The sequence below is a fragment of the Kitasatospora sp. NPDC090308 genome (assembly GCF_044769485.1).
Classification (GTDB): Bacteria; Actinomycetota; Actinomycetes; order Streptomycetales; family Streptomycetaceae; genus Kitasatospora; species Kitasatospora fiedleri.
The window spans coordinates 113,120-136,253 of sequence record NZ_JBIVXY010000016.1 but is presented as its reverse complement, the minus strand read 5'-3'; the positions used below and the strand labels follow the sequence as shown (position 1 = coordinate 136,253).

General features: G+C 73.1%; 23 protein-coding genes, 1 tRNA gene and 2 pseudogenes. 15 read left to right on the top strand and 11 right to left on the bottom strand.

Annotated features, from left to right (window positions below):
- Nucleotides 1-62 precede the first annotated feature (62 nt).
- Together ACIQVD_RS28950 and fusA are read left to right on the top strand one after the other, a co-directional pair.
- Entirely contained in the window at nucleotides 63-1,490 is a 1,428-nt protein-coding gene (locus ACIQVD_RS28950) for a GH1 family beta-glucosidase (RefSeq protein ID WP_400693129.1), read from the top strand.
- Between the two features lie 501 nt (nucleotides 1,491-1,991).
- Nucleotides 1,992-4,088, top strand: coding sequence for an elongation factor G (gene fusA, locus ACIQVD_RS28945; protein ID WP_402292179.1), 2,097 nt, complete (start codon nucleotides 1,992-1,994; stop codon nucleotides 4,086-4,088).
- Nucleotides 4,089-4,188: 100 nt separating this feature from the next.
- On the opposite strand, the gene ACIQVD_RS28940 is transcribed toward fusA, so the two are convergent.
- From ACIQVD_RS28940 to ACIQVD_RS28930, 3 genes are all read right to left on the bottom strand, one after another.
- Entirely contained in the window at nucleotides 4,189-4,932 is a 744-nt protein-coding gene (locus ACIQVD_RS28940) for a helix-turn-helix transcriptional regulator (protein ID WP_402292178.1), read from the bottom strand.
- Between the two features lie 209 nt (nucleotides 4,933-5,141).
- Nucleotides 5,142-7,202, bottom strand: coding sequence for a phosphocholine-specific phospholipase C (locus ACIQVD_RS28935; protein ID WP_402292177.1), 2,061 nt, complete (start codon nucleotides 7,200-7,202; stop codon nucleotides 5,142-5,144).
- Nucleotides 7,203-7,453: 251 nt separating this feature from the next.
- Nucleotides 7,454-8,494 carry a LysR family transcriptional regulator gene (locus tag ACIQVD_RS28930; RefSeq protein ID WP_402292176.1) on the bottom strand — a complete coding sequence of 347 codons (1,041 nt, stop codon included), beginning with the start codon at nucleotides 8,492-8,494 and terminating at the stop codon, nucleotides 7,454-7,456.
- Nucleotides 8,495-8,660: 166 nt separating this feature from the next.
- Between ACIQVD_RS28930 and ACIQVD_RS28925 the strand changes: the two genes are divergently transcribed.
- A complete protein-coding gene (locus ACIQVD_RS28925; protein ID WP_402292175.1) occupies nucleotides 8,661-9,359 on the top strand; it encodes a type 1 glutamine amidotransferase domain-containing protein in 699 nt (232 codons plus the stop codon).
- A gap of 84 nt (nucleotides 9,360-9,443) precedes the next feature.
- On the opposite strand, the gene ACIQVD_RS28920 is transcribed toward ACIQVD_RS28925, so the two are convergent.
- Complete coding sequence (locus ACIQVD_RS28920) at nucleotides 9,444-10,334, bottom strand: helix-turn-helix transcriptional regulator (protein ID WP_402292174.1); 891 nt, start codon at nucleotides 10,332-10,334, stop codon at nucleotides 9,444-9,446.
- A gap of 154 nt (nucleotides 10,335-10,488) precedes the next feature.
- On the opposite strand from ACIQVD_RS28920, the gene ACIQVD_RS28915 reads away from it, so the two are divergent.
- Nucleotides 10,489-11,193 (top strand): YbhB/YbcL family Raf kinase inhibitor-like protein, encoded by a 705-nt coding sequence (locus tag ACIQVD_RS28915; RefSeq protein WP_402292173.1) that lies wholly within the window; start codon nucleotides 10,489-10,491, stop codon nucleotides 11,191-11,193.
- A gap of 98 nt (nucleotides 11,194-11,291) precedes the next feature.
- Here the strand turns inward: ACIQVD_RS28915 and ACIQVD_RS28910 are convergent, their stop codons facing one another.
- Nucleotides 11,292-12,011, bottom strand: coding sequence for an SDR family oxidoreductase (locus ACIQVD_RS28910; RefSeq protein ID WP_400693150.1), 720 nt, complete (start codon nucleotides 12,009-12,011; stop codon nucleotides 11,292-11,294).
- An 80-nt stretch (nucleotides 12,012-12,091) separates the two neighbouring features.
- On the opposite strand from ACIQVD_RS28910, the gene ACIQVD_RS28905 reads away from it, so the two are divergent.
- The 3 genes from ACIQVD_RS28905 to ACIQVD_RS28895 all read left to right on the top strand — a co-directional run bounded on the left by ACIQVD_RS28905 (nucleotide 12,092) and on the right by ACIQVD_RS28895 (nucleotide 14,417).
- Entirely contained in the window at nucleotides 12,092-12,706 is a 615-nt protein-coding gene (locus ACIQVD_RS28905) for a TetR/AcrR family transcriptional regulator (RefSeq protein WP_400693153.1), read from the top strand.
- A gap of 197 nt (nucleotides 12,707-12,903) precedes the next feature.
- Nucleotides 12,904-14,199: an MFS transporter gene (locus tag ACIQVD_RS28900; protein WP_402292172.1), complete on the top strand. Its 1,296-nt coding sequence runs from the start codon at nucleotides 12,904-12,906 to the stop codon at nucleotides 14,197-14,199.
- A 144-nt stretch (nucleotides 14,200-14,343) separates the two neighbouring features.
- A tRNA-Pro gene (locus ACIQVD_RS28895) sits at nucleotides 14,344-14,417 on the top strand.
- Here ACIQVD_RS28895 and ACIQVD_RS28890 read toward each other — a convergent pair.
- Complete coding sequence (locus ACIQVD_RS28890) at nucleotides 14,399-14,977, bottom strand: hypothetical protein (protein WP_402292171.1); 579 nt, start codon at nucleotides 14,975-14,977, stop codon at nucleotides 14,399-14,401. The two genes, ACIQVD_RS28895 and ACIQVD_RS28890, sit on opposite strands and share 19 nt — an antisense overlap.
- Here ACIQVD_RS28890 and ACIQVD_RS28885 point away from each other — a divergent pair.
- Nucleotides 14,919-15,224, top strand: a pseudogene (locus tag ACIQVD_RS28885) (IS3 family transposase); the annotation flags it as partial. The gene ACIQVD_RS28890 and the pseudogene ACIQVD_RS28885 sit on opposite strands and share 59 nt — an antisense overlap.
- Before the next feature lie 31 nt (nucleotides 15,225-15,255).
- Complete coding sequence (locus ACIQVD_RS28880) at nucleotides 15,256-15,831, top strand: IS3 family transposase (RefSeq protein ID WP_402292208.1); 576 nt, start codon at nucleotides 15,256-15,258, stop codon at nucleotides 15,829-15,831.
- Nucleotides 15,832-15,938: 107 nt separating this feature from the next.
- On the opposite strand, the gene ACIQVD_RS28875 is transcribed toward ACIQVD_RS28880, so the two are convergent.
- The 4 genes and pseudogenes from ACIQVD_RS28875 to ACIQVD_RS28860 all read right to left on the bottom strand — a co-directional run bounded on the left by ACIQVD_RS28875 (nucleotide 15,939) and on the right by ACIQVD_RS28860 (nucleotide 17,448).
- A complete protein-coding gene (locus ACIQVD_RS28875) occupies nucleotides 15,939-16,148 on the bottom strand; it encodes an integrase core domain-containing protein (protein ID WP_402292170.1) in 210 nt (69 codons plus the stop codon).
- Nucleotides 16,133-16,918 (bottom strand): IS3 family transposase, encoded by a 786-nt coding sequence (locus ACIQVD_RS28870; RefSeq protein ID WP_402292169.1) that lies wholly within the window; start codon nucleotides 16,916-16,918, stop codon nucleotides 16,133-16,135. The genes ACIQVD_RS28875 and ACIQVD_RS28870 overlap by 16 nt, the downstream gene beginning before the upstream one ends.
- A 35-nt stretch (nucleotides 16,919-16,953) precedes the next feature.
- Nucleotides 16,954-17,127, bottom strand: a pseudogene (locus tag ACIQVD_RS28865) (transposase); the annotation flags it as partial.
- 12 nt (nucleotides 17,128-17,139) lie between these two features.
- Nucleotides 17,140-17,448 carry a hypothetical protein gene (locus ACIQVD_RS28860; protein WP_402292168.1) on the bottom strand — a complete coding sequence of 103 codons (309 nt, stop codon included), beginning with the start codon at nucleotides 17,446-17,448 and terminating at the stop codon, nucleotides 17,140-17,142.
- Between the two features lie 508 nt (nucleotides 17,449-17,956).
- Here ACIQVD_RS28860 and ACIQVD_RS28855 point away from each other — a divergent pair.
- From ACIQVD_RS28855 to ACIQVD_RS28845, 3 genes are all read left to right on the top strand, one after another.
- On the top strand, nucleotides 17,957-18,487 hold the full coding sequence (locus ACIQVD_RS28855; protein ID WP_402292167.1) for a hypothetical protein: 531 nt from the start codon (nucleotides 17,957-17,959) through the stop codon (nucleotides 18,485-18,487).
- An 85-nt stretch (nucleotides 18,488-18,572) separates the two neighbouring features.
- Complete coding sequence (locus tag ACIQVD_RS28850; RefSeq protein ID WP_402292166.1) at nucleotides 18,573-19,094, top strand: hypothetical protein; 522 nt, start codon at nucleotides 18,573-18,575, stop codon at nucleotides 19,092-19,094.
- Nucleotides 19,079-20,299 (top strand): MAB_1171c family putative transporter, encoded by a 1,221-nt coding sequence (locus ACIQVD_RS28845; protein WP_402292165.1) that lies wholly within the window; start codon nucleotides 19,079-19,081, stop codon nucleotides 20,297-20,299. The genes ACIQVD_RS28850 and ACIQVD_RS28845 overlap by 16 nt, the downstream gene beginning before the upstream one ends.
- 7 nt (nucleotides 20,300-20,306) lie before the next feature.
- Here the strand turns inward: ACIQVD_RS28845 and ACIQVD_RS28840 are convergent, their stop codons facing one another.
- Nucleotides 20,307-21,293 carry a LuxR C-terminal-related transcriptional regulator gene (locus ACIQVD_RS28840; protein ID WP_402292164.1) on the bottom strand — a complete coding sequence of 329 codons (987 nt, stop codon included), beginning with the start codon at nucleotides 21,291-21,293 and terminating at the stop codon, nucleotides 20,307-20,309.
- Nucleotides 21,294-21,538: 245 nt separating this feature from the next.
- Between ACIQVD_RS28840 and ACIQVD_RS28835 the strand changes: the two genes are divergently transcribed.
- The 3 genes from ACIQVD_RS28835 to ACIQVD_RS28825 all read left to right on the top strand — a co-directional run.
- The gene (locus ACIQVD_RS28835) at nucleotides 21,539-21,670 is read left to right on the top strand and encodes a hypothetical protein (RefSeq protein WP_402292163.1); all 132 of its coding nucleotides are present in this window, start codon (nucleotides 21,539-21,541) and stop codon (nucleotides 21,668-21,670) included.
- 5 nt (nucleotides 21,671-21,675) lie between these two features.
- Entirely contained in the window at nucleotides 21,676-21,945 is a 270-nt protein-coding gene (locus tag ACIQVD_RS28830) for a hypothetical protein (RefSeq protein ID WP_402292162.1), read from the top strand.
- A 440-nt stretch (nucleotides 21,946-22,385) separates the two neighbouring features.
- Nucleotides 22,386-23,134, top strand: a 749-nt coding sequence (locus tag ACIQVD_RS28825) for a transglycosylase family protein (RefSeq protein ID WP_402292161.1), incomplete at its 3' end; no start/stop codon positions are given.

Here is a 23,134-nt window from a genome sequence, read left to right as displayed (position 1 = left end):
ATGAGCCGACACACCCTCAACTTGTTTGGATGGAACGCGACATGACCGTCGAGACTCTTCCCATGACCACTGCCTCCCCCGCCCCCGCGCCCGCCCGATTCCCGGCCGGATTCGTCTGGGGCGCCGCCACCGCCGCGTACCAGATCGAGGGCGCCGCCGACCAGGACGGCCGCACCCCGTCGATCTGGGACACCTTCGCCCGCCGCCCGGGCGCCGTCCGCAACGGCGACACCGGCGACATCGCCGCCGACCACTACCACCGCTACCGCGACGACGTCGCCCTGATGTCCGAACTCGGCCTGGGAGCCTACCGGTTCTCGCTCGCCTGGCCGCGCGTGCAGCCCGGCGGCCGGGGCCCCGCCAACGAGGCCGGACTCGACTTCTACGACCGCCTGGTCGACGAACTCCTCACCGCCGGCATCACCCCCGTCGCCACCCTCTACCACTGGGACCTGCCCCAGGAACTGGAGGACGAGGGCGGCTGGGCCCACCGCGAGACCGCCCACCGGTTCGCCGAGTACGCGGGCATCGCCGCGCGCCGCCTCGGCGACCGCATCCCCACCTGGACCACCCTCAACGAGCCCTGGTGCAGCGCCTTCCTCGGCTACGGCAACGGCGTCCACGCCCCCGGCCGCACCGACCACACCGCCGCCCTCACCGCCCACCACCACCTGCTGCTCGCCCACGGCCTCGGCACCGCCGCGCTGCGCGCCGAACTCCCCGCCACCGCGCAGGTCTCGCTCACCCTCAACCTGGCCGCCGTCCGCCCGCTCTCCACCGACCCCGCCGACCTCGACGCCGCCCGCCGGATCGACGGCCTCGCCAACCGGATCTTCCTCGACCCGGTCTTCCGCGGCAGCTACCCCGAGGACGTCCTCGCCGACACCGCGCACGTCACCGACTGGTCCTTCGTCCGCGACGGCGACCTCGCCGAGATCTCCCGCCCGATCGACTCGCTGGGCATCAACTACTACACGCCCACCGTCGTGGCCGCCGAGGACCCCGCCGAGACCGCCGCGGACGCCCCGCGCGGCGACGGCCACCAGGGCGGCAGCCCCTGGCCCGCCGACCGGGGCATCCGCTTCCTGCCCGCCCCCGGCACCCGCACCGCCATGGACTGGCCGGTCGACGCCGACGGCCTGTACGAACTCCTCACCCGGCTGCGCGACGACCTGCCCGGCGTCCCGCTGCTGGTCACCGAGAACGGCGCCGCCTACGAGGACTACAGCGACCCCAGCGGCGCCGTCCACGACCCCGAGCGGATCGACTACCTGCACGCCCACCTCGCCGCCGTCCACCGCGCGATCGCCGACGGCGCGCCCGTCCGGGGCTACTTCCTCTGGTCGCTGCTCGACAACTACGAATGGGCGTACGGCTACAGCAAGCGCTTCGGCATCGTGCACGTCGACTTCGCCAGCCAGCGGCGCACGCCCAAGGACAGCGCGTACTGGTACGCCCGGGTGATCCGGGACGGCGCCCTGCCGGAGTGAGCGCGGGCGCGCCGCCGGGCCGGGTCGGGCCGGGGCGGTCTGTGCCGGGCTGGGTCGGGCCGGGTCGGGCCGGGCTGGTCGGGCCGGGTCGCTGGAGGAGGCGGCCCGGTCCGGCGCGCGGCGTGCGCGCCCGGAAACGCGGTGGCGGCCGGGGGCGGGGCGCGCCTAGGCTCTGCTCGCCGGACGACGCCCGGGCCGATCGGCCGACGGGCGCACCGTGACGTCGAGAGGGAGGGGCAGGCCGTGCGTGGCACCGCTGCTGTCGTTCCCCCGTCGCGGTTCGAGGTGATCCTGGTGTCCTCGGCGGGCCGGTGCCCGCTGCGCGGCCGGCACCGGTAGGAACCGCGAGCCCTCGTCCGATCCCTTCCGCCGCTCCGTCCCGCCCGTTCCGCCCGTCCCGGGGGGCGGGCGCTCCGCGGGGGCCGGCGGTCGTGGACGTCCCTCGTGGTGCCGTGAATCGCGCTGCCGATTCCAGGAGCGAACCCCGAAGGGCCACCGGCCATGCGCACCGACCTCACCACCTCCACCTCCGCCCCCACCTCCGCGGCTGCCGCCGTCGCCGCCGTCGCCGCGGTCCGCAACCTCGGCATCCTCGCCCACGTGGACGCCGGGAAGACCACCGTCACCGAGCGGGTCCTGTTCCTGACCGGGGCGGTCCACAAGCGCGGCGAGGTGCACGAGGGCACCACCGTCACCGACTTCGACCCGCAGGAGCGCGACCGCGGCATCACCATCTTCGCCGCCGCCGTCAGCTGCCGGTGGGACGGCCACCTGCTCAACCTGATCGACACCCCCGGCCACGTCGACTTCGCGGACGAGGTCGAGCGCTCGCTGCGCGTGCTGGACGGCGCGGTGGCGGTGTTCGACGCGGTCGCGGGCGTCGAGCCGCAGAGCGAGTCGGTGTGGCGGCAGGCGGACCGGCACGGCGTGCCGCGGATCGCGTTCGTCAACAAGATGGACCGGCCCGGCGCCGACCTGGACGCCGCCGTCGCCTCGATCCGGGAGAAGCTCCACCCGGCGCCGCTGGCCGTGCAGTTGCCGATCGGCCGGGAGGGCGCCTTCACCGGCGTGGTCGACCTGGTCGGGATGCGCGCACTGACCTGGCCGGACGGCGCCGCACCCGGCGAAGGCTGCCAAGTCGGCGACGTACCCGAGGAGTTGGCGCAGGAGGCGGGACGGCGGCGGCAGGCCCTCGCGGAGGCGGTGGCCGAACTGCACCCGGCGGCGCTGGAGGAGTACTGCGCCACCGGCACCCTCACTCCCGGCGCGCTCACCGACGCGCTGCGCCGGCTCACCGGCAGCGGACAGGCGGTGGTGGTGCTGTGCGGCGCCGCGTACCGCGACCGAGGGGTCGAACCGCTGCTGGACGCGGTGACCGCGTACCTGCCGTCGCCGCTGGACGTCCCGCCGGTGCGCGGGGAGTTCGACGGCGCACCGCAGGAACGCGCCGCCGATCCCGAACAGCCCTTCTCCGCACTGGTGTTCAAGGTCACCGCGAGCACCACCGGACGGCTCGTCGGCCTGCGGATCTACTCCGGCACGCTCCGGAAGGGGGACACCGTGCTCGACGCGCGCACCGGACGCACCGAGCGGATCGGCCGGATCCTGCGGGTGCAGGCCGACCGGCACACCGAGACCGACACCGCGACGGCCGGCGACATCGTCGCCGTGGTCGGGCCGAAGGGCCCCCGGGCCGGCGCCACGCTGTGCGACCCGCGGGCCCCGCTGGTGCTCGAACCGGCCGTCGCCGCCGACCCGGTGGTGACCGTCGCGGTCGAGGCCCGCCGCTCGGCGGACACCGACCGGCTGGCCGCCGCGCTGGCCCGGCTCACCGAGGAGGACCCGTCCCTGGTGGCCGGCACCGATCCGGAGGGCGGGCGGCGGACGCTGTCCGGCCTGGGCGAACTGCACCTGGAGGTCGCGGTGGAGAAGCTGCGCCGCGCCGGGCTGGAGGTCGCCGTCGGCCGGCCGCGGGTCGCGTACCGGGAGACCCTCGCCGCGGCGGTCACCGGCCTCGTCCTGCGGCACGTCAAACAGGACGGCGGCTCCGGGCAGTTCGCGCACATCGTGGTCGACGTCGCCCCGCTCGGCGAACCCGGCACGGACGGCTTCGAGTTCCGCTCCACCGTCACCGGCGGCCGGGTGCCGCCGGAGTTCGTGCAGGCCGTCGAGGCGGGCTGCCGGGACGCCCTCGCGGACGGCCCGCTCGGCCACCCGGTCACCGGGGTCCGGGTCACCCTCACCGACGGGGCGACCCACGTCAAGGACTCCTCCGACCTGGCGTTCCGCACCGCCGGACGGCTCGCCCTGCGCGAGGCGCTGCGGCGCGGCGGTCCGCTGCTGCTGGAGCCCGTCGCGGAGGTCACCGCGACGGTGCCGCCGGAGAGCGTCGGCGGCGTCCTCGGCGACCTGTCCGCCCGTCGCGGCCGGGTGCACGGCTCCGCGCCGCGCGGCGGCGGCGCGGTGCTGACGGCGACCGTCCCGCTGGCTGAACTCTTCGGCTACGCGGGCGCGTTGCGCGGACGCACGCAGGGCCGGGGCACCTTCACCACCCGGCCGGCCGGGTACGCCCCGGCACCGCGGGCGCAGCAGCGGTAGCGGTCGCGCCCCGCCCTGTCCCGCCCTGTCCCGTCCCGTCCTGCCGTTGCGGTGGGGCGGGGTGGGGCGGGGCAGAGGGGCGGTGCCCGTTTCGCCGGTCTCAGCGCAGCCAGCCGCGTTCGGCGGCGCGGGCCCCGGCCTGGAAGCGGCTGCGGGCACCGAGCACCTCCAGCGCCTCGGCGGCCAGCCGCCGGACGGTCCGCTCGGAGACGCCGAGCTTCCGGGCCGCCACCATGTCGGTGTCACCCCGCTGGAGGATCCGCAGCAGCGTGTAGTGCTGCGCGGTCAGGCCGTTGCGGTCGCGGCCCCGGGGGTGGCACAGCGGCGCGGCGCCGTGCCACAGCCCGTCGAACAGCACGCCCAGCGCGGCGACCGGCCCGGGCCCGTGCAGCACGGCGGCGGTGTCCGCCCGTCCCGGATCGAGCGGCAGCACCGCGGTCTCCCGGTCCAGCACCACCATCCGCAGCGGCAGCGCGGACACCGTCCGCACCTGCCCGCCGAGCCCGACCAGCCGCCGCGCGTACGCCACGGCGGACGGATCGCCGCGCACCGCGTCCACCACCAGTACGCGCAACTCGACTCCCCGGCCCAGCAGTTCCTCGTCCCAGCGCTGCTCCGCCACCCCGGTCGGCCGCCCGCTGCCCGGACGGAACGCCAGCACCTGGGAGACGGCCCCCGCGCCGAGTTCGGCCAGCCGGCCGCGGACGGCGTCCGCTCCGACCAGCTCCTCGGCCAGCTCCCCGGCCCGTTCCTCGGCCCGTTCCTCGGCCCGTTCCTCGGCCCGTTCTCCGGCCCGTTCTCCGGCTTGGGTCGGCCGGCCGGTCGCCTCGACCGCGGCGGACATCTCAGGACGCGCCGGGGGTGCGACGGGCGCGTCCGGGACGGGCCACCGTGTGCATCGCGCTCCTCCGCTCCTCCGTCCGCCGACCGTCCGGGGTAGGTCTAGACCACTAGGGCGTCCGGTGTCAAAGGTCGCGGGCTGCGGCCGGTGGCTCCGGCCGCAGCCGACGGCGCAGGGTTCGGACACCGTCCGATCCGGGCCGTGCGTGCCGGTCAGTAGGTGAGCAGGCCGGGGTCGGAGAGGGACGGGGCGCCGGTCTCGACGTGGCCGGCGAGGCGGCGGACGAAGTCGGTGGTGAGGTTGGAGGTGATGGTGACGTCGTACCAGCGGCGGCAGGCGGAGAGGTCGAGGGTGAGGGTGGCGGTGGCGCCGCGGCGGACGGTGACGGTCCGCGGGGAGCCGGCGTAGGCGTTGGTGACGGTGAGGACGGCGTCGGCGCCGGCGGGGTTGGTGAAGGTCAGGGCGAGGTTGCCGGTGGCGGCGTCGTGGCGGGCGGTGACCTCGGGTCCGGCGGTCTTGCCGGGGTTGCGGAAGCGGCGCAGGAAGCCGTTCGGGCCGAACACGGTCAGGTCGGTGACGCCGCCGGAGTACGCGGTGTTCCAGGCGTCCGAGATCGACTTGCCGGCCTCGGTGGTGTACGTCCACGGGCCGTCGGTGCGGTTCGCCGAGGTGATCAGGAACTGGGCGCCGGCGGCCGGGCCGCCGCTGAACGCGAGGGCGTACTTGCCGGTCGAGATGTCGGCCGAACCGTCCACGTACGGCGCGTACTTGAGCGGGCGGGTCGGCTTGGACCCGGCCTCCTGCCTGGGCATGGTGCCGGTCGCGGGCGGGGTGGGCACGTAGTCGGGGTGCCGGTTGTGGTCGGCGGGCAGGTAGGCGGCGGTGGACGGCAGCGCGGGCCGGGCGGCGGTGCTCGCGGTGAAGTCGAAGGCGGAGGTCAGGTCGCCGCAGACGGCGCGCCGCCAGGGGGAGATGTGCGGCTCGGTGACGCCGAAGCGCTTCTCGATGAAGCGGATGACCGAGGTGTGGTCGAAGGTCTCCGAGCAGGTGTAGCCGCCGGTGCTCCACGGCGAGACCACCAGCATCGGCACCCGCTGCCCGAGGCCGTACGGGCCGGCCGGGTAACTCGCGTTCCCCGCGAACCAGTCGGCGCCGGTGGCGACCGTGGAGAGCCCCTGGTCGGCGGAGGCGGGCGGGAACGGCGGCACCACGTGGTCGAAGAAGCCGTCGTTCTCGTCGTAGGTGATGAACAGCGCGGTGCGGGCCCACACGTCCGGGTTCGAGGTGAGCGCGTCCAGCACCTGCGAGACGTACCAGGCGCCGTAGTTCGCGGGCCAGTTGGGGTGCTCGGTGTACGCCTCGGGCGCGACGATCCAGGAGACCTGCGGCAGCGTCCCGGCCCCGACGTCGTGGCGCAGCCGGTCGAACAGGCCGTCGCCGGCCTTGGCGTTCGTCCCGGTGCGGGCCTTCTCGTACAGCGCGTCGCCTGGCTTGGCGTTGCGGTAACTGTTGAAGTAGAGCAGCGAGTTGTCGCCGTAGGTGCCGCGGTGGGCGTCGTTGATCCAGCCCCAGGAGCCGGCCGCGTCCAGGCCGTCGCCGATGTCCTGGTAGATCCGCCAGGAGACGCCGGCCGCCTCCAGCCGCTCCGGGTAGGTGGTCCAGGAGTAGCCCGCCTCCTGGTTGCCCAGCACCGGACCGCCGCCGGTCCCGTCGTTGCCGGTGTAGCCCGTCCACAGGTAGTAGCGGTTCGGGTCGGTGGAGCCGATGAACGAGCAGTGGTACGCGTCGCACAGCGTGAACGCGTCGGCGAGCGCGTAGTGGAACGGGATGTCCTGCCGGGTCAGGTACGCCATGGTGGTGGCGGTCTTCGCGGGCACCCACTGGTCGTACTTGCCGCCGTTGAACGCCTTGTGGCCGCCCGCCCAGTCGTGGTTGAGGTCCTGGACGAACTGCATCCCGAGGTCGTTCACCTGCGGCCGGAACGGCAGGATCTCCTTCTTCGCGCTGTTCGTCTGGTACCAGACCGGCTTCCCGCTCGGCAGGGTCACCGGCCGCGGGTCGCCGAAGCCGCGCACGCCCTTCATCGCGCCGAAGTAGTGGTCGAAGGACCGGTTCTCCTGCATCAGCACCACGATGTGCTGCACGTCCTGGATGGTGCCCGTGCTGCCCTGCGGGGCGATCGCGGCGGCCCGCGCGATGCTGGGCGCCAGCGCCGGCAACGCCAGGCTCGCGCCGGCCAGTTGGAGGAAACGACGCCGATTCGGTTCAGTCATGGGGGACACGACCTCTGCGGGTGAGGGGCGGGTGGAGGGCGCCCGTCACGGTAGCGCGCCCGGGGTACCGCCCGCAGTACCGCCTGTGACCGGTCGGCGTACGTCCGGCGAACGCCTCCAGTTGTTCGGACAAGTGCACGCGGTTCGGTCCCAAGTTGTGCAGACAAGGTCAATCCACCGGCAGGGGAGGCGCGTTGGCGGTGGGAGACCGCTGGACCGGTCCGGTGCGGCCCCGGTCCGGTCCGGCCTTGTCACCAGTGGCGGGCGGCGGCCAGCAGGCGCTCCCGGACGGCGGCCAGGTGCGGGTTCGCGGCGGCCTCCGGACGGTGCACCAGGTACACGGTGTTGATCGGCGGGTCGGCCGGCCGGAGCAGCGGGACGAGCGCGCCGGACGCCAGCGCGTCCCGGCACAGGTACTCGGGCAGCACGCTCCACCCCGCCCCGGCCGCCACCGCGGCCCGCACCGCCCGCAGGTCGGGCACCGTGACGGCGGCCAGGGCGTGCAGTCGGCGGCCGAAGACGTGCCGCCAGTAGCGGCGGACGATCGGCAGGTCCTCGGCGTAGCTGACCAGCGGCAGCCGGGGGAGCGCGTCGGCGAGGTCGGTGGGGTCCGCGAGGTCCGCCGGGCCGGCCGGGTCCTTTGCGCGCGCTCGGTGCGCCGGGTGCGCGAGGGCCCGGTGGGGCGCCCAGCCGGGGGCGGCGACCAGGACGAACTCCTCGTCGGCGAGCGGTACGGCGGTCAGCGCCCGGCCGGTCGGGCGGCGGGTGGAGACCACCACGTCGTGCCGCCCGGAACGGAGTTCGGCCAGCAGCGGGTCGGTCAGCCCGGTGGACACCCGCAGCCGCACCCCGTCCGCGACCAGCGGGGCGAGCGCGGGCAGCAGCAGCGCGCCGAGCAGTTCCGCCGGACCGGCCAGGTGCACCGGCTCCGCCGACGGCCGCCGCTCCGCCGCACCGGCCAGCCGGTCCAGCGGCTCGGCGACCCGGGCGGCCAGCTCGTCCGCCGCGGGCAGTGCCGCCGCGCCGCGGGCCCGCCGCTCGAACAGCTCCCGGCCGTGACGCCGCTCCAGCGCGCGGACCTGCGCGGTCACCGTCGACTGCGACAGCCCCAGCCGGCGGGCGGCGGCGGTGAACGAACCCAGGCGGTACACCGCGAGGAAGGTGCGCAACTGGTTGAGGTCCGGCGGCCCGGCCGTGGCCGTGGCCGTGGTGGCGGTGGTGTGCGGCGCGGGTCCGGCGGCGGCACGTGACCGGGGCCCGGCACCGGCGGCGCGCGGCAGGTGGTCGTCCATCGGGTGAGCGTACTGCCGGGCGGTGGCCGACGACGGCCGACGACGGCCGACCGAGCCATCGGAGAACCGATGGCTGCCATCGGCGCGCTCATTGGATACCGATCGCCCGGCCGGTCTACGGTCGGAGCACAACCGCGAAGCAGCCCGCCCCTCGGAGGAACGCGACATGTCGAAGATCCTGTTCGTGATGACCGGCGCCGACCACTGGACCCTCAACGACGGCACCGAACACCCCACCGGCTACTGGGCCGAGGAGGCCGCCACCCCCTACCGCGCCCTGCGCGAGGCCGGCCACGAGATCACCGTCGCCACCCCCGGCGGCACCGTCCCGCCCGTCGACCGGGCCAGCCTCGGGCCCGACGCCAACGGCGGCGCCGAGCAGGCCCGCGAACTCGCCGACACCCTGGCCGCGATGACCGAACTCGACCACCCGCTGGCCATCGCCGACGTCGACCTCGACGACTACGACGCCGTCTTCTACCCCGGCGGCCACGGCCCGATGGAGGACCTCGCCCGGGACGCCGACTCCGGCCGCCTGCTCGTCCGGGCCCTCGCCTCCGGCAAGCCCCTCGCCGTGGTCTGCCACGGCCCCGCCGCGCTGCTCGCCGCCACCGACCCCGCCACCGGCCGCAACGCCTTCGCCGGCCGCCGGGTCGCCGCCTTCACCGACGCCGAGGAGACCCTGGCCGGCCTCGCCGACCGCGCCCCCTGGCTCCTCCAGACCCGCCTCACCGAGGCCGGCCTCACCGTCGACCCCGCCGCCCCCTGGACCCCGCACGTCGTCGTCGACGGCAATCTGATCACCGGCCAGAACCCGTCCTCCTCGGCCCCGCTGGCGGAGGAACTCCTGAAGCGGCTGGGCTGAGCGGCCGGGCCCGGGCCCGGGTGGGGTGTGGCGGGCCCGGGCCGTCCGGGCGGTTCAGGCGGCGGCGTGTTCGAGCGGTGCTGCTCAGGCGGCCGTGATCGGGCGGACGGTGGTGCCCGCGGCGTTGGTGGCGGCGGTGCGGGTGGTGTGGGTGGTGACGAGGTGGCGGAGGGCGCGGTCGGTGGCGGGGTCGGCGGGGGTGAGGGTGAAGAGGCGGTGGTGGCCGGTGGTGAGGATGTCGTAGTGGAGGCGGAGGTCGCCGACTTCGGCGTGGCGGACGCGTTTGGTGCCGGCGGCGCGGTCGAGGACGGTGTGGTCGTCCCACCAGAGAGTGAACTCGGCGCTGTGGAAGCGCAGTTCGGCGAGGAGGGCGGCGAGGCGGGGGTCGTCGGGGTGGCGGGCGGTGGCGGTGCGGAGGTGGCCGACTGTCTCGCGGGCGACCCGGGCCCAGTCGAGCTGGGTGGCGCGGGTGGCCGGGTCGAGGAAGAGCATGCGGGCGGTGTTGTCGGTCGCTCCGGTGCCGAACGCGGAGCCGAACAGGGCCCGGGCGGCCGCGTTGTGGGCCAGTACGTCGAGCCGGTGGTCGGTCACATAGGCGGGGAACAGCGGTATCCCGTCCAGGAGTTGGTGCAGCGAGTCGCGGACGGGTTCCTGCGGGGCGCGGGGCGCGGGCAGGACGGGGGTCTCCCGGCGGGCGATCAGGTGCAGGTGGCGGTGCTCGTCCGGGGTGAGGCGCAGGGCCTCGGCGAGGGCGTCCAGGACGGCGCCGCCCGGGGTGCCGACCCGGCCCTGCTCCAGGCGGACGTACCACTCGACGCTGACGGCGGCGAGTTGGGCGACCTCCTGGCGGCGCAGCCCCGGGGTGCGGCGGCGCGGCCCGCGCGGCAGGCCGACGTCCTCGGGTTGCCGGCGGGCGCGCTTGGCCCGGAGGAAGGCGGCCAGTTCGGCCTGCGGGGACGGGGCGTGCTCGGTCATGTCCCCGATCATCGGCGCGGGCCGGGCGGGCCGTCCAGTGCCGAGGCTGGTACGCCGGATGCCACCATCCGGCGGGCCTCCTCGAGATCCTTCCGGCGGGGGAGGGTTGGGGCATCCGAAGCCAGATCCGACGATCGACGGGGAGCCTCGCGCCATGTCACGTCCGTTCCGTACCCGGGTGGCCACCACCGCCACCGCCACCACCGCCACCACTGCCACCGCTGGCGCCACCGCCGTTCGGCGCTCGCGTCCGTACCGCGGTGCCGCCGCCGTCACGCTGTCCGCCGCCGCGGTGCTGACGCTGCTGGGGGTCGGCGACTCGAGCGCCCAGGTGGGGAAGGGGGTGAAGGAGTTCGGCCGGGTGTCGGTCCGTTCCGGCGTCCCGGCCGGGGCGCAGCGGTTCGCCGTCAGCAGCCCCGATCTGGTCAACGGCCGCTTCCCGCAGTCACATTGGGCGAACGCGTTCGGCTGCGACGGCGGTAACCAGCCGCTGCGACTGGAGTGGCGCGGCGCCCCGACCGGCACCCGGAGCTTCGCCGTCACCATGTTCGACCCGGACGCGCCGACCGGCTCCGGTTTCTGGCACTGGCTGGTCTGGGACGTCCCGGCCACCGCCACCGGGCTGGGGGCGACTCCGCCGGCCGGCGCGGTGACGGGCGCCGACGACGCGGGCGTGCAGGGCTACCTGGGCCCCTGCCCGCCGGTCGGCGACCGCCCGCACCACTACCAGATCAACGTCTACGCCCTGGACACCCCGAGCCTGGCGCTGCCGGCCGCCACGCCCGCCGCCGTCACCGCGTTCAGCATGAGCGGCCACGTGATCGGCCACGCGCAGACCACGGTGCTGGCCGCGAGGTGAACGCCCTTTCGGTGGGCTGTTGTTGAGGGGTAAGCGGCCAACCGTGCGGCCGGGAGCGGTGGCTGAGGCGCACGGGCCGAACCGGCTTGCTTCGGGCGTCAGTTGAGGGGCGCGAGGTGGAGGCCGCCGTCGCTCTCCAGGACGGTGCCGGTGAGGTTGCGGTTGGTCGCGGCCAGCACGACCGCCTCGGCGACGTCCGCCGGGGAGGCGATCCGGCGGGTCGGCAGCTGGGCGGCGGCCTGGGCGAAGTAGGCGTCGCGTGCCTCCTGCGGCAGACCGTTCCACCACGGGGTGTCGACCAGCCCGGGGGAGACGGCGTTGATCCGGCGCGGGGCCAACTCCCGGGCCAGCGGCCGGATCATCGCCTCCAGCGCCCCGTTCACCGCGGCCAGTCCGGCGGTGCCCGGCATGCCGGTGCGGGCCGAGATCGCGGTGACCAGGGTGATCGAGCCGTCCTCGGACAGGTGCGGCAGCGCGGCCTGCACGGTGGTCAACTGCCCCCAGAACTTGGCCTCGAAGGCGCCGCGCAGGGCGTCCAGGTCGAGTTCGGCGAACGGGCCCGCGCCCTCGGCGCCGCTCAGCGAGACCACCAGCCAGTCCAACCTGCCGATGGTGGACAGGACTTCGGCGATCTGCCCGCGGTCGCCGCCGTCCGCCCGGTGCCCGACCAGCTCCGGGTCGCTGACCGCCAGCGCCTCCAGCCGCTCCTTGGCGCGGCCCACCACGTGCACCGTGGCGCCCCGGTCGCGCAGTTGGCGGGCGGTCTCCAGCCCGATGCCCGAAGTACCGCCGACCACCAGTGCGGTGCGCTCGCTCATGTGTGCCCTCCCCAGTGCGTGTCCCGGTCCGCAATTTCGAACCGAGACGTCTCGTCTCGAATTAAGGTAGCGTGGCCGCCGTGATCGAGCAAGCGCACCAGGACCCGCAGGAACCCGCCGACGGGGCACCGCCCCCCGCCCGCCCGGGCCGCCGCCGCAGCGAGGAGAGCCGCCGCGCGATCCTCGCCGCCGCGTACGAACTGCTCGGCGAGGCCGGGTACGCGCGCCTCACCGTCGAGGGCATCGCCGCCCGGGCCGGCACCGGCAAGCAGACCCTCTACCGGTGGTGGCCCGGCCGGGCGGACGTCCTGCTCGAAGCCGTCACCGCCCACGCCCGGCAGCACATCCCGCTGCCCGACACCGGCGACCACGCCGCCGACCTGCACGCCTTCCTCGCCGCCACGTTCGCCGCCGCCACCCCGCCCACCACCGACGCCCTGCGCGCCCTGATGGCCGAGGCCCAGATCGACCCGGCCTTCGGCACCCGCTTCCACGACACCCTGCTGCGCCCCCGCCGCGAAGCCCTCGGCACCCTGCTCACCCGCGCCCACGCGGCCGGCGCGCTCGCCCCCCAGCTCACCCCCGCCACCGCCGCCGAACTCGCCTTCGGCATGCTCTGGTACCGGCTGCTCGCCACCCGCGAACCGCTCGACGAGCGGCTCGCCGCGCTGCTCACCCGTACCCTGCTGCGCTGACCGGCGGGCGGCGGGCGGCGGGCGGCGGGCGGCGGGTGGCAGGTGGCAGGTGGCAGGTAGCGGGTGGCTGACCGGCTGACCGGCGGGCGGCTGGCGGGCTGCGGTCGCGGGGAGCCCGGGGAGTCCGTTTGTTTCCCGCGGATGTCCAGCCGCACCCCGCCCGCACGGCCGCCGAACGGCTGAACGAGCATGGCGGGGTGCCCACCGAAACGCCCCCCCGGCCGTCCCCGCCGCCCGGCCCCGCCCGGACCGGACTGCGCCGCCTCACCCGCGGCGCCTTCGCCGACCTCACCCCGCTGCGCCACAGCCCCGACTACCGGCGGCTCTGGTTCGGGCAGACGGTCTCCTCGATCGGCCAGCAGATGACCACCCTCGCGGTCGGCATCCAGGTCTACGCCCGTACCGGCTCCACCTTCCTCACCGGCCTGGTCGGCATCTGCTCCCTGGTCCCGCTGGTCGTCTTCGGCCTGTACGGCGGCGCCATCGCCGACCGCGTCGACCGCCGCCGCCTCGGCCTGATCGGCTCCGGCGGCCTCGCCGCGGTCTCCGCGCTGCTCGCCGCCCAGGCCCTGCTGGACCTGCGCTCCATCGTCCCGCTCTACGCCGCCGTCGCGCTCCAGGGCGGATTCTTCGCCGTCAGCTCGCCCGCCCGGTCCTCGATGATCCCGCGCCTCGTCCCGCGCGAGCAGCTGCCCGCCGCCAACGCCCTCAACACCATCGGCATGAACCTCGGCCAGACCGTCGGCCCGCTGCTCGGCGGCGTCGCCGTCGCCACGTACGGGGCGCAGAGCGCGTACCTGGCCGACACCCTCGCCTTCACCGCCACCCTCTACGCGATGTGGCGCCTGCCCTCGATGCGCCCGCAGTCCACCACCGGCAAGCGCGCCACCGTCCTGGACGGCCTGCGCTTCCTGCGCACCCAGCCGAACCTGCGGACCTCCTTCGCCGCCGACCTCGCCGCGATGATCTTCGGCCTCCCGCGCGCCCTCTTCCCCGCGATCGTCCTCCCCTTCTACGGCGGCGACGCCGGCACCGTCGGCCTGCTCGCCGCCGCCCCCGCCGTCGGGGCCCTGGCCGGCGGCCTCTTCTCCGGCTGGATCGGCCGCATCCACCGCCACGGCGTCGCCGTCCTCGCCTCCGTCGCCGCCTGGGGCCTGGCCATCGCCGCCTTCGGACTGGTCCGCAACCTCCCGCTCGCCCTGCTCCTGCTCGCCGCGGCCGGCTGCGCCGACACCGTCTCGATGATCTTCCGCAACACGATGATGCAGGTCGCCGCCCCCGACGAGATGCGCGGCCGCCTCCAGGGCGTCTTCATCGTCGTGGTCGCCGGCGGCCCCCGCCTCGGCGACTTCGAATCCGGCACCGTCTCCTCCCTGACCACCCCCACCCTCTCCATCCTCACCGGCGGCCTCGCCTGCGTCGCCATCGTCCTCTACCTCGCCCTCCGCCGCCCCGCCTTCCTCCGCTACGACTCCCGCCACCCCACCCCCTGACCCCTCCCCGACCACCCACCCGCCACACCCCCGAAACCTGGCAGCGAGCACCCCCCGACGTGCTGTATTGTTTTCCACGTCGCCGGGAGACCGGGGGCGCGGTCAGAAAGCCGAGAGACCCGCGAGGGCCACGGCGGACGACCACGGGACGTGGCGCAGCTTGGTAGCGCACTTGACTGGGGGTCAAGGGGTCGCAGGTTCAAATCCTGTCGTCCCGACAGAGATGTCGGTGGTGAGAGCCGGTGCTTGGGAGACCAGGTGCCGGCTCTTTCTGTTGCCGCGTCAGGTGGTGGTCGCATGATGGTCTCCGCGCCGCACGGTCCAGTCCTCGGTGGGGTCGTCGAGGCGGTGGGGCCGTGGGTGCTGGCGTGCGAAGCGGCGGGCGCGGCAGACGGGGGCGGCAGATGGGGGCGCCGGATTCTTCGCGGTCGGCGTTGTCGAGGATCCAGGCGATGCCGTCCGCGCCTGCGCGGGCGGCGCGGGGGATGAGTTCGGCGTAGATGTTGGCGCTGGTGGACAGGACCTGGTGGCGCAGGGTCTTGGACATGATGGGCAGCGGGACGCCGGCGGCGAGGCCGAAGCTCATCGCGAGGTGGCGCAGGTCGTGCAGGGCGATGCGGGGGATGCCGGCTTTGTCGCAGAGCAGGTGGAAGTGGTCGAGGACGTACTTGGGGTGCAGGGGGCGGCCGTGGCGGTGGAAGACGTAGCCGGCGGGGTCGGTGTTGCCGAAGGGGCCGGGGCCGGCGCGGCTGTCGAGGCGGAGAAGCAGGCGGGTCACAACGTCAAGCGCGCGTGTGAACTGCTGGAGGTCTCCTGTGCCGCCTCCTACGCCCGCCGCACCACCGCCCCGGCCCCGCGCGGTCCGCGACGCCGAGCTGACCGAGAAGATCACCGAGGTCCATGCGGCCTCCCGCGGGAGCTACGGCGCCCCACGTGTCCACGCCCCGCTCCAGCGCGGCGGTGAGCGGTGCGGCCGCCGAAGGGTCGCCCGGCTGATGCGCCAGGCCGGCCTTCAAGGCCGGCACCGCCGACGGCGCCACCGTACGACGATCCCCGATCCCCGATCCCCGATCCCCGATCCCCGATCCGCGTGCGGCCCTGCGGCCCGACCCGGTCCAGCGGGGCTTCCGGCCCGACCCGGCCGCTCTCGACACGCTCTGGTGCGGCGACATCACCTACATCCCGACACAGGAGGGCCGGCTCCACCTGGCCACCGTCATCGACATCGCCTCCCGCCGCGTCGTCGGCCGGGCCACCGCCGACCACCTGCGGACCGAACTCGTCGCCGACGCGCTGCGGGCCGCCTGCCGAACCCGCCGCCCGACCGGACCGGTGACCTTCCACCCCGACCGCGACTGCCAGTACACCAGCCGCGAATTTGCTTTCCTTGCAGCCGAGTTCAGAGTTCGACTGTCGGTCGGCCGCACCGGACAGTGCTGGGACAACGCGCTCGCGGAGTCCTTCTTCGCCACGCTGGAACGGGAGTGGATCGGCGACCGGCCGTGGCCGAGCCGCGCAGCGGTCAGAACGGCGACCTTCGAGTGGATCGAAGGCTGGTACAACATGCGCGGGCTGCACAGCAGCCTCGGCTACCGCAGTCCCGCTCAGGACGAGAGCGCCTTGGCGGCCTGACCACCACACCGAGGGTGTCCGTCAAAGCGGAGCAAGCTCATGGTGGTGCGATACACGCAGGCGGGCGGTGAGCTGCCCCGAGTTTCGTGGAGTCTGTGATCGTGTGTTCAGGCGGACTGCAGGGTGGCTTCCTGGCTTCGCCGGTAGTCGCGTTCGTATTGGGCCGGCGGCAGGTAGTCGAGGGCGGAGTGGAGCCGCTCCTCGTTGTACCACGTGATCCACTGGAAGATCGCCGGCTCGACCTGGTCGAACCCGGTCCACGGGCCCTGCATCTCGATCAGTTCGGCCTTGAAGGTGCCGTTCAGGGCCTCGGCCATCGCGGTTTCGTACGAGTTGGCGACGGATCCGACCGATGCGGCGGCACCGATCTCGGCGAGCCGGTCGGTGTGGCGAACGGACACGTGTTGCGCCCCCTGTCGCTGTGGTGCATCAGCCCGGAGCCCTCCTTGATCCTCCGCCACCACAGCGCCATCTCCGGCGCGTCCGAGGTGAGTTCGGTACGCATGTGGTCGGCGACCTGACAGTCGACGATCGTGCGCGAGAACACGTCCAGGACGAACGCGACGTAGACCCACCCGGACCAGGTCCGCACATGCGTCACGTCCGCCACCCACAGCCGGCCGGGCCGCTCGGCGCTGAAGTCCCGGCCGACCAGGTCCGGCGGCCTGGGCGCGGCCCGCTCCGGGACCGTCGTGCGGCGCCGGCGGCCGCGGATGACGCCCTCGATGCCGAGCTCGGCCACCAGGCGCCCGGCCGTGCACCGGGCGACCCCGACACCCTTGCGGTGGAGCGCGCGGGTGATCCGCCGGGCGCCGTAAGTGGCTCCGGACTCGTCGTGGACCTGGACGATCAGCGGCATGAGCTGTCCGCCGCGCAGCCGGCGGGCGGACTTCGGACGCTGCTCGCGGGCGAAGCAGGTCGACGGCGACAGGTCCGGCACCCGGCAGACGGGATCGACCCCGAAGCCGTCACGCAGGTGGTCGATCGCCTGCTCGGCCTTGTCCGGGGACGGTCGATCTCCCGGGCGAAAAACACGCCGGCGGCCTTGAGGATCTCGTTCGCCCGCCGCAACTCCACGTTCTCCCAATGAAGTTGTCTGAGTTCCTCGAGCTCGTCACTGGCCGGTCGGTCGTCGCGTTCTCCGGCGTCCGCCTCGATCCGGCTGACCCGGTTGCGCAGGGCCTCCTGGTGGATGCCGAGGTCCCGCGCGACGTGCACGATCGGGCGGCCCGTCGTGCGGACCTCACGGATCGCGCGCTCACGGAACTCGTCGGGGTATCTGCGCGGTGCCGGCACAGCAGGTGGTTCTCACGCCAGGATCGCAACCCTGACTTCCGGGACTCCACCAAACTCGATGCAGCCCACCCCGCCGGGATCGTCACCACCAGCAAGGTCATTGGCAACCTCGCCCTGGCCGACCACGAACCGGCCCCTGCGGGGACCGACACCGTCCACCGGCGCATCGCTACTGTTTTCAACGAGCACCCCGGCCGGATCTTCCTGGTTCGCGAGTTGCACGGACTGCTCGGCCTGCCCACCGATGGGCCCTCGATCAACGTCACCTCCTCCCGCCCGGGACGACTCGTTCTTCAGGGACTCCTCGACCAACCCGGACACGGCCGCTACCGGAAACGGACTCAACGTCCTCTCAGAATGCAGGTAGCGCTGGGTCGTGGTGATGTGCCCGTGCCCGGCGATCTTCTGCAGGACGTGGAAGGGGGACGCCGGCGTCGATGAGCCGGGTGAGGCCGGTGTGTTGGAGGTCTCTGCAGGTCACCCCGGGGTGGAAGCCGAGTCTTGGTGTCGGCCGCGATGCGCACTGCGAATGGCGTCCTTGACCGATGGGGCGCGACCGGGCTGCCCTGGCAACACCTCGGAGTGTCTTGGAAGTGACGGCAGGCGAGGAGCGTCGGACACGCTCTGCGACTAATGTAAGGGCCACTGCCCGGTGGGCACCCTACGTCCTGCTGCGGTTAACTCAAGAGCTGCTGACACAGGGCCACTGCCGTTCCCGGGCTCGGCGATATCGGATGCGAAAACAGGCGTGGACTCGCAGACCGGCCGGTGCACGTCGACGGGCATCGGGTGTCCGGTATCGTGGCAAGGCCTGAGAAGGGGGATAGAGGTGAAGGCAGGACCCATCGGCGGACAGGGAGGAACCGATCAGCCAGTTGGTCGTGCCTCGGAGATCGCCCGCCGATTGGATCGGCTCATTGCTCGGGAGGCAGCCAGATCCGGTGGGAGACCACCGGCCTACCGGGAGCTCGCCGACCGGATCAACGGCCTGGCAGGACGGGACGTCATTTCGCGGGACACCGTCCGCAACCTGCACCTCGGTCTGAACCAGAAGGGCCAGGCATCGAACCCCACGGTGGAGACGCTCGACTGGCTGGGCCGAGGATTCGGCATCAGTGCCGGTGCGAGCTACTTCCTGGACGATGCCAGGGCCGCCGTGGTGGACGAGCAGCTGGACCAGTTGGAGCAGATCGGTGGGCTGCGGCAGGCGCTTGGTAACGACGGGGTCGTCAACCTGCTCCAGCGGGCCTCCGCGCTCTCGGACGGCAGCCTGAAGGTGCTACTCGCCCTCGCGGACAATCTGCAGCAGGTGGAGGAGCGGGCCGCGGACCGCGATACGGGCCAGGCTGACGGGAAGTGAACGGGTGCGCTCGCTCCCTGAGCTCCGGCCATGATCCGGACTTGTCTGCACCCGCCTCCATGTACTCGAAAGAACCCCTCGTCCCATGACGTTCCCCCGTGGCCTGCGCCGACGTTGTGAGCGGATTCTCGCCGACCTGAGCCTGCCCGACCCCTTCACTGTCGACGGGTTCCGTGTCCTGCTGGAGAGCCGCCGAGGTCGGCCGATCGTCCTGGAGCCTTTGCCGGTCCTCGGCACTGACATGCCGTGTGGCCTGTGGATCGCCCTGCCCAGCATCGACGTCGTCTACTACGAGGAGCTCACCAGTCCCGCCCACCGGGACCTGATCAAGCTCCATGAACTCGGTCATGTGCTGTGTGACCACAGCGGGACCCTCGATCTGTCCCGGCTGACCACACTGTTGCCGGACCTGACCCCTGAAGTGATCTCCGATGTCATGGGTGCCGGGCGGACGAGTTACGAGACCGCCGAGGAGCAGGAGGCCGAGATGATCGCCTTGCTGCTGGCCGGGCTGGTCGGTACGGGCTCCGACCCGAGGCCGGCCTCCGGCCAGCTGGCCAGCAGTCTTGCACACCCGGTACGTCCGCACCGGTGGAGGAAACCCTGATGCGTCCGCTGTTCACCTGGCTGATGCCCGCCTTCGCCTGGGGCATCGTGTTCTGGCGCGCGCCGGCGGCGTTTGCGACCCGGGCCGGCCGTTCGCTGTGGGGCATGTTCGCCGCGGTCGCCGTGGGCGTCACCGTCCGGTTGGCGGCCGTCGACACGGCGCTCGCGAGCCTGACCGGGGTTCGGGATGTGACGCTGCTGGTCAAGCATCTCGCCGGGGTGATGGCGGCCCACTTCCTGCTGGAGTACGTCCGGGCTGTCCGTGGCCGTCCGGAGCAGGCTGCTGCCCTACGAGCACGACTGGTCTTCACCGGCACCGCCGCGGTCACGCTCACCTTGCTGTTCTTCCTCGTGCTACCGCATGACCACGACGGCGCGTTCGGCATTGACGCACACTACGGCGACCCGGGGGTGGAGCTGTACCTGGGGGTGTTCAACACGGCCCTCGCGGTCGCGAGTACGCGTGCGGCGGTGCTGTTCTGGTCCAACCGTTCGCGCGTCCCGCGCGGAGCGCTGAGGGCGGGGGTGACCTGCCTGGCGATGGCGAGCGTCATCGGCGTGACCTACACGCTCTACCGGGTCTACTTCGTCCTGAGCAGTGGGGACGCCACGCGGCTCGATGCCGACGGGAAACCGGTGCCGCTCACCGACTCGGTCTGCGAGCTGCTGCCCGCTGTCATGATCGTCCTGTTCGTCCTCGGCGTTTCCATTCCGCCCGTCCGGGCCGTGGCCGGTTACCTGCGCGATCAGGTTGCACTGTGGCGGCTCCATCCGCTGTGGTCGGATGTCACCGCGGCGGTGCCGCAGGTGGTACTCGGGACTGCGGGTGGTCGGCTGCGGGGCTTGCTGGCGGTCGGGGACCGGTCGGTCGAGCTCGTGCACCGGGCCTTCGCGATTCGGGACGCGGTGCTGATCCTGCGAGAGGACACGCCAGCCGGTGACGGAGCGGTGGCCCCCGAGTCGGACGAGGACCTGGTGCGTGTCGAAGCCGGCTGGCTGCGTGTCGCGCTGCGGAATCGAGCCTGCGGCTTGCCCGCCCCGGCGCCGCCGCAGATTCTCGCCGACACCGGTGGCCGTACTCCTCGCGAGGAGATCGCCTGGATGCTCGCCGTCGCCGCCGCCTACCGCAGCATCGACGCGACCCCGGCGGACGACCGGCCTCGGCCTCACCCGAACGCCGGGGAGGCACCGGCCGTGGTCGGGTGAGGCCCTGTCACAGCCAGCCTCGATGGGCGGCCTTCAGTCCGGCCTCGAACCTGCTGGTCGCCTGCAGGCGTTCCATCAGCGCTGCCATCTGCCGACGTACGGTGCGCATCGAGACTCCCAGGCGTTTTCCGGCGGCTTCGTCGGTCATACCTGATGCCAGGAGGCTCAGCAGTTCTCGCTCACCCTGGCTGATGCCGTCCTCGGGTGTTCGGCCTCGACTCGCGCCCAGCGGAACGGCTGACTTCCAGGTCTGCTCGAACAGGGCGACGAGCGTGGCCACGATGCCGGAGGAGGTGGTGCACAGAGCACCCAGCCGAGAGTTGTCCGGGTCGATCGGGACGAGAGCGGTGGTCCGGTCGAAGATCAGGACACGGGCGGGCGGCATCGGGGTCGTGCGGACCTCTCCACCGCGCTCTGTGGTCCACTGCGCGTAAGCGAGCGTGGCAGGGTCGTTGCGGACGCTCTCCTGGTAGACGGCGCGCATCCGCACGCCCCGGCCCAGCGCCAGCTCGTCCAGCGGACGCGACGATTCCAGGCTCGCCTCGGACTGGGCGCCGCCAGGGATGATCGACAGGCACTCCTCCCTGAGCCCTTGCGTGAGGATCTCCAGTCGGGCCTGTATCGCGTCGAGGCCCAGGAGACGCTCGTTGCCGTCCCTCTCGGTGTGGGGGCGCAGCGAGGTGTACGCGGCGATGGCCCGTGCCGCAGCTGCCTTCCCGGCCGCGAGCTCGTGCTGACGCCGGGCCAGCTCCTCCTCCTGGCGGTGCAGCAGATGCGACAGCCCCGCTTCCGGACTGACGGCGCGCAGGCCCCCGACGGACTCCCGCGACGGGGTCAGCAGGCCCAGGTCGATGAGCCGGTCGAGGGCCTCCCTTACCTGTGACTCCGCCGCTCCCACCCGTACGGCGAGCTCGGCGAGGCCACCGGAGGCCCCGTCGAGCATCTCCCGATAGACGCCTTCCGTATGCCTGTCCAACCCCAAAACATCCAGCACTGTCTGGCTCCCCCACTCGCGCTCTCTGTCTACGAACACGCTGCGATGACGATCATAATCGCGATTGTTGGTTCGGTGTCACCAACCGGCCCGTCCCATTGGTGACACCCCGAACCCGTTCCCCGGAGCCTGCCCGACCAGCAGGATGGTGATCACCGGGGTGGACGGGAGTACAGCTCCCCAGGCCGCGGGACGGCAAGGGCCGGGTCGGCCCGACCGCCGATTGCGACCATCGAGGGGACACCATGCTCCGCATCGCCTTGACCATCACCGCCGCCATCGCCTCCGCGCTCCCGCTCGCCGCTGCGTCGACCGCCTCCGCCGTGGCCGACACGGCCCCGCTGGCGATGTCCACACAGGTCATCGGCTGGGACTAGCCGTCATGCTGGTCGTCTTTGCCCACTTGTGCGCAACGACCGCCTCTGCCCCGTCGGAATCGGCAGGCCCGCTCGTCGAAGACCTGATCTGGGCTCACGCCAGGCCGTCCGAAGGTATCGAGCACCTTGCTGTCCGCCTCGCAGCCCACGGTCTGGAGCTCTACTTCTTCATGCGGCCCGACCCCGAACGGGCCGCGCGGGAACGGGTGCAAGCCCTGTTGGACCGGGTCCACGGGACGTTCTCCCACCACGGCTTCGCCTTGGACCAGCGCTGATCCCCGCAGCCCCGCCGCCACCTACGTGGCGATCGTAGTCGTCGGAGCTGGAGCCGTCGATCCGCCACTGTCCGATCGGCGCCGTGCCATGTCGGCGGGAGCCATGTGCACGCAACACCTGTCCCCCCGGCAGACCGGGTCACGCGTCCACCACTTCAGGCCTCTCCTACCGGACAGCCGTCCGCCAACGCCCGCCCAGTCGTCCCCGCAGTCCCGGCACGGCATTCCACCATCCGAACCCGCGGAGAGAGTTTGCCGCCGTGCCCTCTCCGCGCGACTCCGAACTCGTCCGCGCCGCCCAGGTCGCTGCCGCCGCTCCGACAACCGCCACCGCCACGTTGTCGTCGGCTTCGTCCACGGCAGCGCGGGCGCCACCCCCGTCACCAGCCACCAGTGATCCGTCCACGCCCCTGACAGAAACGAGAGGAAGCCAACAGAGCATGTCCACCAGTCGGCAGCCCCGCCGCAGTGCCCGCTCCATCACTGCCCTCGTCATCGGAACAACCCTCCTTGCGGCTCTTCCCCAGAGTTCCGCCCACGCCGCCTCCGTGCGTACCTGGGACAAGGTCGCCCAGTGCGAAAGCGGCGGCAACTGGTCGATCAACACCGACAACGCCCTTTACGGCGGCCTGCAGATCACCATGCAGAACTGGCGGTACTACGGCGGTACCGCCTACGCGGCCCGCCCCGACCTCGCCACCAAGCAGCAGCAGATCCTGATAGCCGAGAAGATCCTTGCCGACCAGGGTGCCGGCGCCTGGACCTGCGCACCCGGCACAGGCCTCGACACCGACCACGCCGACCCGTACCCGTCGGCACCTTCGACCTCCGGCAGTGGTGGGCTGGCGGCTGCGGCCACCGGGAACACCGTCCACGTGCAGCTGATCGGCTCGAACGGCTCGCAGTACAACAACGACGGCAACTACACGACCGGCACGTGGTCCACCTGGACCCGTATGGACACCTCCAACCTCCAGTCCATCAGCGCCGTCGCGGTCGGCAATGTCAACCACGTCTTCGCTGTCGCAGCGGACGGTGGCGTCTACACCCGTGACGCCGACTACAACGCGGGCACCTGGACCAACTGGGTCTCCGTCCCCGGCGGAGCCGGCGGTGCCAAGGCCGTTACCGCTGCGGCCACCGGGAGCACCGTGCGTCTGGAGATCATCGGCTCGGACGGTTCCCTGTG

What these genes read in the sequence shown, in the direction of transcription:
- ACIQVD_RS28950 (WP_400693129.1), top strand. Translation starts at nt 63, where the DNA reads ATGACCACTGCCTCCCCCGCCCCCGCGCCCGCCCGATTCCCGGCCGGA.
- fusA (WP_402292179.1), top strand. Translation starts at nt 1,992, where the DNA reads ATGCGCACCGACCTCACCACCTCCACCTCCGCCCCCACCTCCGCGGCT.
- ACIQVD_RS28940 (WP_402292178.1), bottom strand. Translation starts at nt 4,932, where the DNA reads ATGTCCGCCGCGGTCGAGGCGACCGGCCGGCCGACCCAAGCCGGAGAA.
- ACIQVD_RS28935 (WP_402292177.1), bottom strand. Translation starts at nt 7,202, where the DNA reads ATGACTGAACCGAATCGGCGTCGTTTCCTCCAACTGGCCGGCGCGAGC.
- ACIQVD_RS28930 (WP_402292176.1), bottom strand. Translation starts at nt 8,494, where the DNA reads ATGGACGACCACCTGCCGCGCGCCGCCGGTGCCGGGCCCCGGTCACGT.
- ACIQVD_RS28925 (WP_402292175.1), top strand. Translation starts at nt 8,661, where the DNA reads ATGTCGAAGATCCTGTTCGTGATGACCGGCGCCGACCACTGGACCCTC.
- ACIQVD_RS28920 (WP_402292174.1), bottom strand. Translation starts at nt 10,334, where the DNA reads ATGACCGAGCACGCCCCGTCCCCGCAGGCCGAACTGGCCGCCTTCCTC.
- ACIQVD_RS28915 (WP_402292173.1), top strand. Translation starts at nt 10,489, where the DNA reads ATGTCACGTCCGTTCCGTACCCGGGTGGCCACCACCGCCACCGCCACC.
- ACIQVD_RS28910 (WP_400693150.1), bottom strand. Translation starts at nt 12,011, where the DNA reads ATGAGCGAGCGCACCGCACTGGTGGTCGGCGGTACTTCGGGCATCGGG.
- ACIQVD_RS28875 (WP_402292170.1), bottom strand. Translation starts at nt 16,148, where the DNA reads ATGGCCGAGGCCCTGAACGGCACCTTCAAGGCCGAACTGATCGAGATG.
- ACIQVD_RS28850 (WP_402292166.1), top strand. Translation starts at nt 18,573, where the DNA reads ATGACGTTCCCCCGTGGCCTGCGCCGACGTTGTGAGCGGATTCTCGCC.
- ACIQVD_RS28835 (WP_402292163.1), top strand. Translation starts at nt 21,539, where the DNA reads ATGCTCCGCATCGCCTTGACCATCACCGCCGCCATCGCCTCCGCGCTC.
- ACIQVD_RS28830 (WP_402292162.1), top strand. Translation starts at nt 21,676, where the DNA reads ATGCTGGTCGTCTTTGCCCACTTGTGCGCAACGACCGCCTCTGCCCCG.